7 protein-coding genes and 1 pseudogene are annotated in these 6,295 nt (G+C 43.9%); 2 read left to right on the forward strand and 6 right to left on the reverse strand.

Features of this window, described 5'->3' with window-relative positions:
- The first annotated feature begins 1 nt into the window (after position 1).
- Positions 2–1,411: a sodium:alanine symporter family protein gene (locus ACESTK_RS08540; protein ID WP_173717955.1), complete on the forward strand. Its 1,410-nt coding sequence runs from the start codon at positions 2–4 to the stop codon at positions 1,409–1,411.
- Here ACESTK_RS08540 and ACESTK_RS08545 read toward each other — a convergent pair.
- Positions 1,349–1,636 (reverse strand): annotated as a pseudogene (locus tag ACESTK_RS08545) (DUF6783 domain-containing protein); the annotation flags it as partial. The gene ACESTK_RS08540 and the pseudogene ACESTK_RS08545 sit on opposite strands and share 63 nt — an antisense overlap.
- On the opposite strand from ACESTK_RS08545, the gene ACESTK_RS08550 reads away from it, so the two are divergent.
- The gene (locus ACESTK_RS08550; RefSeq protein WP_334286029.1) at positions 1,574–1,732 is read left to right on the forward strand and encodes a DUF6783 domain-containing protein; all 159 of its coding nucleotides are present in this window, start codon (positions 1,574–1,576) and stop codon (positions 1,730–1,732) included. The pseudogene ACESTK_RS08545 and the gene ACESTK_RS08550 overlap by 63 nt on opposite strands.
- Here the strand turns inward: ACESTK_RS08550 and phoU are convergent.
- The 5 genes from phoU to ACESTK_RS08575 form a co-directional block, all read right to left on the reverse strand.
- A complete protein-coding gene (gene phoU / locus ACESTK_RS08555) occupies positions 1,713–2,393 on the reverse strand; it encodes a phosphate signaling complex protein PhoU (RefSeq protein ID WP_373119498.1) in 681 nt (226 codons plus the stop codon). The genes ACESTK_RS08550 and phoU overlap by 20 nt on opposite strands.
- 1 nt (position 2,394) lies before the next feature.
- Positions 2,395–3,144, reverse strand: coding sequence for a phosphate ABC transporter ATP-binding protein PstB (gene pstB / locus ACESTK_RS08560; RefSeq protein ID WP_207739479.1), 750 nt, complete (start codon positions 3,142–3,144; stop codon positions 2,395–2,397).
- Between the two features lie 182 nt (positions 3,145–3,326).
- Positions 3,327–4,184, reverse strand: coding sequence for a phosphate ABC transporter permease PstA (gene pstA / locus ACESTK_RS08565; RefSeq protein WP_195589119.1), 858 nt, complete (start codon positions 4,182–4,184; stop codon positions 3,327–3,329).
- Entirely contained in the window at positions 4,177–5,031 is an 855-nt protein-coding gene (pstC, locus tag ACESTK_RS08570) for a phosphate ABC transporter permease subunit PstC (RefSeq protein WP_148461214.1), read from the reverse strand. Before pstC ends, pstA begins: the two co-directional genes overlap by 8 nt.
- A gap of 176 nt (positions 5,032–5,207) precedes the next feature.
- Positions 5,208–6,068, reverse strand: a complete 861-nt coding sequence (locus ACESTK_RS08575; protein WP_373119501.1) for a substrate-binding domain-containing protein — start codon at positions 6,066–6,068, stop codon at positions 5,208–5,210.
- Positions 6,069–6,295 lie beyond the last annotated feature (227 nt).

The following is a 6,295-nucleotide window of genomic DNA, read 5'->3' on the forward strand; positions in this document are numbered from 1 at the left end:
CATGTTTACACAAATCAACAACTTTATCACCTGGTTTGACGGAGTAGTCTGGGGACTTCCGTTAATCATTCTGATCCTGATCACAGGATTCCTTTTAACCGTTCGGTTAGGCTTTTTACAGGTACGACATCTGGGAAAAGCACTGAAATTTATGGTAAAAAATGAAGAAGGCGGCGAAGGTGAAGTCACAAGCTTTGGTGCGCTCTGCACAGCTTTGTCCGCAACTATCGGAACCGGTAACATCGTAGGTGTTGCCACTGCTATTGCTGCAGGCGGACCCGGAGCCCTGTTCTGGATGATCGTTGCTGCATTCTTCGGAATGGCAACCAAATACGCAGAAGGACTTCTGGCCATCAAATACCGTACCATCGACAAGGACGGACACGTTCTTGGCGGACCATTTTATTATATTGAGAATGGTATGGGAAAACAGTGGAGATGGCTTGCAAAGATTTTTGCATTCTTCGGAGCCGGGGTCGGTCTTTTCGGAATTGGTACCTTTACTCAGGTAAACGGTATTGCTTCTGCAGTAAAGAACTTCTTTGACCCGGATACTGTACACACCGTTTCCCTTTTTGGAAATACATACTCCTGGGCAACTGTAATTGCCTGCCTGATTCTTACCTTATGTGTAGGACTTGTAGTTCTTGGCGGTATTCAGCGTATTGCAAAGGTTTCCCAGATCATCGTTCCATTTATGGCGGTTCTTTATGTTGCACTTGCACTGATCATTGTGATCACAAATATTACTGCAGTTCCTGGTGCCATCGCTACAATTGTAAAAACAGCATTCAACGGAAGTGCCCTTGCAGGCGGTGCCATGGGAACCATGGTTGTGGCAATGCAGAAAGGTATTGCCCGCGGTATTTTCTCAAACGAGTCTGGTCTTGGTAGCGCTCCTATTGCTGCTGCTGCCGCTCAGACAAAGGAACCGGTTCGCCAGGGACTTGTTTCCATGACCGGTACTTTTATTGATACCATTGTAATCTGTACCATGACAGGTCTTTCCATTGTCATTACCGAAACCTGGAATACAGGACTTGAAGGTGTTGCGATTACTACTGCAGCTTTCCAGAAAGGTCTTCCATTCCCTGCACAGTTTGCCTCCTTTGCTCTTATGCTGTGCCTGGTATTCTTCGCATTCACAACTATCCTTGGATGGGATTATTACGGTGAGCGCTGCCTGGAATACCTTTTCAACCGCAACATGACTGCAGTAAAGACTTACCGTTGGTTATATATCATCTGCGTCTTCTTCGGACCGTACATGACTGTTGCTGCTGTCTGGAACATTGCAGATATCTTCAATGCCTTGATGGCATTCCCGAACCTGATTGCGCTGCTTGCTTTAAGCGGTGTAGTCGTAAAGGAAACAAAGGATTTCTTTAAAAAACATAAAAATTACGAATAAGATAAAATAAAAGAAAGAATTCCTCTCCTGAAAAACATAGAGCCTTGTCTGATACGATGCTTTTAGCCAGTCAGACAAGGTTCTTTTTCTTGCTAAAAAGAGGCAAAACGTGTTTGCCCCTGTCTTTGTTCTAGAGCGTGTTTGAAAAAGGCTTTCTGCAAGATGTGCGTCACAATTTGTGGGAGATTTCGCTCGGATGAGGGCGCCGTAGCGGGCTACGGCAACCGAATTCGGGTGAAAGCTCCCGCAAAGTGGGGCGTGCAGATTGCGGGAATGATTTTTCAAACACGCTCTAATCTTATTATAAGGAATCCGGATTAAACAGATCGCTGATGCTGTCTCCGTTTCTGTGAATTCCGTCTACAGAAAACTCTGCCCACTCTCCGATGTTGGTGGCGTGGTCGCCGATTCGCTCATAGTATTTGGAGATCATCAGAAGATCAAGAACCTCGTCACTGGAAAAGTCCATGGTGTTCTGGTCCAACGCATTTCTTACTTTATCGAAAAGATTATCCAGAATATCATCACTGCTGATCACCTTTTTTGCCAGATCACTTTTTCCCTCTACATAAGCGGTAACACTGTCATTTACCATATGCATGGCATAATCTGCCATTTCCTGAAGCGGGATGGCTGTTACTGGTATATGAACGCTGCCTGTGTTCAGAATCTCCGCAATATCAGTAGCCTGGTCGCCGATTCGCTCCATATCTGTTACCATCTTAAGTGCTGCGGAAATTTTACGAAGATCAGTACCAACCGGCTGCTGTTTCAGAAGAAGCTGCATGCACAGAGCCTCAATATTATGCTCTTTGTCGTCAATCTCCTTCTCAATTCTTCCAATCTCCTTTGTGGCAGCCTCACGGACCTCCACGCTTGCCAGAAGCTGACAGGTCTTCATGATGGCCTGACCGCACAGATTTCCCATTTCCAGGATCTCATCTGAAAGCCTGGAAAGCTTTGCGGTATACACATCTCTCATATCAACCAAACCTCCCTGTAATATACTCTTCTGTTTTCTTATTCTGTGGTCTTGAAAACAGTTCTGTAGTATCGTTATATTCGATGATCTCACCCAGAAGGAAAAATGCAGTCTTGTCAGAAATACGGGCTGCCTGCTGCATATTGTGAGTTACGATCACGATGGTGTAACGGTCTTTTAATTCCAACGCCAGATCCTCAATGTGAGATGTGGAAATTGGATCAAGTGCAGAGGTAGGCTCATCCATAAGAAGTACCTCTGGCTCTACTGCAAGAGCTCTTGCAATGCAAAGTCTCTGCTGCTGTCCGCCAGACATACCCAGGGCGCTCTTTTTCAACCGATCCTTTACCTCATCCCAGATAGAAGCATTTCGAAGAGCACGCTCTACGATATCGTCCAGTTTTTCCTTGGAATGAATTCCATGAGTACGAGGTCCATATGCAATGTTATCATAAATGCTCATTGGAAAAGGATTTGGTTTCTGGAAAACCATTCCAACACGTTTTCTAAGAAGGTTTACATCAATATCCCCATAAATATCCTCACCGTCCAGACAAATATCGCCTGTGATCTTGCAGCCTTCCACAAGATCGTTCATACGGTTTAATGATTTCAGCAATGTGGATTTTCCGCAGCCGCTTGGACCAATGAACGCGGTAATCTTCTTTTCCGGAATCTCCAGATTAATATTTTTCAAGGCATGGAAGCTGCTGTAGTACAGCTCCATATTTTTTACATCTATTTTACCCATAATTCTCCTTGCTGCAGAAATTTTCAGCTCATTTACAATTTCTGAAAACCTGCTGAGTGTGAATTTTTCATGAAGCGGATATTCACCGCCTGGCGACATCATCATATGTGAAAGTTCGTTATTCTGTGTCTATTATACTTCCACAACTGACAACCGCATACGTTATCAGTGAAACCTGATGTTTACTGTCCATTTGCAGCTTTGCTTAAGTGCTTTGCACAGAAACCTGATACCCAGTTCAGCACAAGTACGAAGATCAGCAGGATTACCGCTGTGGCATAAGCCTGATCCATATAAAGTCCCTCACTGGAAAGCACATACATATGTACTGCCAGGGTACGACCGGATCCCATCAGACTGGATGGAACCTTCGCCACAGAACCGGCAGTATAAATCAGGGCTGCAGTCTCACCAACAATACGTCCTGTCGCAAGTACCACACCGGAAAGGATTCCGGGAATTGCACTTGGAAGCACCACTTTAAACACAGTGCGGAGCTTTCCTGCCCCAAGGCCAAAGGAAGCTTCTCTGTACGCATCCGGGACACCCATAAGTGCCTCCTCTGTAGTACGGATGATCAACGGAAGGATCATAATCACCAGTGTCATGGCACCAGCCAGAAGGGAATATCCCCAATGGAGAGCGGTACTGAAAAACAGAAGACCGAACAGACCGAAGATAATGGATGGAATTCCCTGAAGAGTTTCTGTTGTAATGCGAATGATCTTGACCAGCTTGCTGCCCTTTTTCGCATATTCAACCAAATAAATTGCTGCAAAAATTCCAAATGGCACTGCGATCACCAGAGATAACAGGGTGATGATCAAGGTGTTGATCAGTGCCGGCATCAAAGATGCATTGTCAGAATTATATTCCAGTGCAAACAAGTCTGGTGTCAGATTTCCAACACCTTTTATCAGAATAAAACCAACAAGAAACGCCATAACTGCCACTGTAATAATTGCAGATAACCATACCAGGAGCCTCAGGATGGCAGAACCAGGATGATTTTTCCAATAAGATAATTTATTTTTACTCATCTTCTGCTCTCCTTTTCAGGGCTGATACACACAGGTTGATAATCAGGATGAATACGAAAAGTACAACACCTGTAGCAATCAGCGCTTCCCTGTGAAGATCGGTTGCATAGCCCATTTCAATTACAATATTTGCGGTCATGGTTCGAAGTCCTTTGAAAAGTCCCTGTGGCATCCAGGTCTGGTTTCCAGCTACCATGATCACTGCCATCGTCTCACCAATGGCACGTCCGATTCCAAGAACCACACCAGCTAATACACCTGATTTTGCAGCCGGAAAAACAGTGCCAAATACACTTTTTTCGTGAGTTGCTCCAAGTGCCAGTGCCCCTTCATAATAACTTGTGGGAACACTTTTTAAGGCTGGTTCTGCAACGCCGGTTACCGTTGGAAGGATCATAATTCCAAGAAGCACGGAAGCTGTCAGCATGGTACTTCCATCATGACCAGTAAGCTGTCGAAGCAGCGGGACAAACACTGTCAAACCGAAAAATCCATAAACAACAGATGGGATTCCTGCAAGGAGGTTTACCATTGCCTTTAATGGTGCATACAGCTTTTTCGGACAATAAAATGCAAGGAAGATTGCAAGCAGAAGGGCTGTTGGAACTCCCACCACAATTGCCCCGGCTGTTACATAAATACTTCCCAGAATGAATGGAAAAATTCCATACAGTCCATTGGACGGCTTCCATTTCATTCCAAACAGAAAATCTGGCAGACCAATCTTCGCCATTGCCGGTATTCCATTTGCAAACAGGAAAATGCAGATTAATGCAACGGCTAATACGGAGGTACAGGCCGCTGCAAGGAATACAAATTTCATTACAGTTTCATTGATCGATTTCATATAAAGTAAGTTCCTTTTTTATTCGGAAAATTTGGATCCTGCAAAGCTTTTGACCGGCTTTGCAGGATTCCTTATTTCTGTTTCATGTTTCGTAACTGTAAAGGTACTTTATTTCTTTACTATTCACTGGTGGCATTCCACAAGGTCTTTTTTGTGAACAGTAACTTTATTTCTTATTATTTTGTAAGGTCTTCCCAGGTTGTGATGTTGCCTGTGTAAACATCTTTTACCTGCTCACTGGTAAGTTTCTCAACACCGCTGTCGTTATTTACGATTACAGCGATACCATCTTTTGCAATAACAGTTGCGGTAAGACCAGCCTCAAGCTCGCTGTCTTTTAAATCACGGGATGCCATACCGATATCGCAAAGTCCGTCAATTGCAGATGTCATACCGGTTGTGGAATCGCTCTGCTGAACCTCAATTTCAACTTTGTCATTTACTGTTTTATAGCCTTCAGCAAGTTTTTCCATAACAGGTGTTACAGAAGAGGAACCAGCTACTACAACTTTTCCTTCTACAGCAGCTGCTTCGTATGCAGGTTTGTCGCCTACTGAGATGTATCCGTTGTCTTCAATGATCTTCTGTCCATCTGCACTCATGATGTATGTAATGAAATCCTGTGCCGCTTCGCTTACATCATCCTTTGTTGCAATGTTGAATGGACGAACCACTTTGTAATCTCCGGACTCAATGCTCTCAGCTGTTGCCTCAGCACCATCAATCTTTACTGCTGTTACACTGTCATCCAGGGAGCCAAGGGATACATATCCGATTGCATTTACATCCTGAGCTACTGTGCTTAACATAACGGATGTGCTGTTTGTGATCTTTGCTGCCTCAGTTGTATTGTCTACTTTATTTCCATCTGCATCTTTTTCTTCAATTCCAAACAGTTCAATGAATGCACCTCTTGTACCGGATCCGTCTTCTCTGGAGCAGATTGTAATATCTCCGGAAGCTGCTGCCATTGCTGTTGTTCCCATTGTTGCTACTCCTAATAATGCCGCCATTGCTACTGCTAAACCTTTTTTCATAATTCATTTCTCCTTTTCTTCGCGGTCCTTATGTTTTTTACCTTTCTCGCGATTACAGTTGTATCTTAATGTTTGGATGTAAAATGCACTAGCTTTTGAATGTAAAATTGGGGTAAAATATAGCAAGGGTATTTTAGATATTTTTTACACAATTGCTATTTAGTGTGTTGGTCGTTATTCCGGACGCGATTTCACAATGTATATTCACCGCCGCGCGTCGCAACGTT

The sequence above is a fragment of the Ruminococcus sp. Marseille-P328 genome (assembly GCF_964249465.1).
GTDB lineage: Bacteria > Bacillota > Clostridia > Lachnospirales > Lachnospiraceae > Blautia_A > Blautia_A faecis.